Below are 1,287 nucleotides of genomic sequence, written 5' to 3'. Positions count from 1 at the left end.
CAGGGAAACCGCATGAAGATCGTTGATATATAAGGGCTGCGGAGATGATAAAAATTAGCTTTGAACCTATCACTCACCCCAACTATTGAATGTAACCACATGAAATTAAAGATCGTCTTGTAGATCATTTTCGTTGTTTTGTAATAGCTCCTAGAGAATATAGGAGCCTAAATATGAGTGAGTTAACCAACCCATTTATGCATTTCCAAATCATTAAAGACTACCGACAAGAAAGCAAAGTGGATCACAAATTATCAGATATTATTTTGCTGACAATTTGTGGCGTTTTGTCGGGTCATGATGGCTGGGATGGCATTATTGATTTTGGTAATGCTCGCTTAGATTTCCTCAAACGATATGGTCACTTTGAAGCGGGTATTCCTTCTGCAGATACGCTGTCTCGAGTGATGGGCATGATTAATCCGGCAGCGTTACAAAGAAGCTTTATCGCCTGGATGAAGGAGTGTCATACACTGACGGATGGAGAAGTCATCGCCATCGACGGCAAAACATTACGTGGTTCTTATGATCGCTCGAAAGGTAAAGGAACGATCCACATGGTGAACGCTTTTGCTACTGCAAACGGAATGAGTATCGGGCAACAGAAAGTTGATAGTAAAAGTAATGAAATTACCGCGATCCCCAAGCTACTTGACTTGCTAGAGGTAAAAGGCTGCTTGATTACTATTGATGCCATGGGATGCCAAAAGAAAATAGCGCAGAAAATCCTCGATAAAGAAGCGGATTATTTATTAGCAGTTAAAGGGAATCAGGGAATGCTTGAGCAAGCCTTTGATGATTATTTTCGAATGGAGATGCTCCAAGAGTTTGACGGGAGTTCTTACAGTACTCAAGAAAAAAGTCACGGAAGAACGGAAACGAGAATGGCTTTAGTGAACCGTGATTTGTCGGTTTTAGGTGATATTGAGCATGAATGGCCCGAGCTAAAATCCATGGGCGTCGTCGCTTCAATTCGACAAGAATCAGCGGTCGCCACAGAGCAAGATGTGAGTATTCGATACTACATCTGCTCTAAAGAATTAGAAGCTCAAACATTACTTGAAGCGACGCGTTCTCATTGGGGTGTAGAGGTCATGCACTGGTCGCTTGATACCGCCTTTTGTGAGGACAACTCTCGTATAAGAGCGGACGATCGAGCAGAGGCTTTTGCCAGGATCAGGCAGATGTGTTTGAACCTATTAAAGAGCGAAACCACATTTAAAGGTGGTATTAAACGCAAACGGATGAACTGCGCAATGGATGAAAACTACTTAAGTAAGGTTCTCG

Annotated in this window: 1 protein-coding gene; it reads left to right on the top strand. The window is 42.4% G+C overall.

Annotation, left to right across the window (positions count from 1 at the left end):
* Positions 1–173: 173 nt before the first annotated feature.
* Positions 174–1,287 (top strand): ISAs1 family transposase (locus EXA13_RS16550; RefSeq protein WP_238134090.1); only part of this gene is annotated, 1,114 nt, incomplete at its 3' end.

Origin of the sequence: Vibrio cincinnatiensis (assembly GCF_022113815.1) — a bacterium.
Lineage (GTDB): Bacteria > Pseudomonadota > Gammaproteobacteria > Enterobacterales > Vibrionaceae > Vibrio > Vibrio cincinnatiensis_A.
This window is presented reverse-complemented; position numbering and strand designations above follow the sequence as displayed.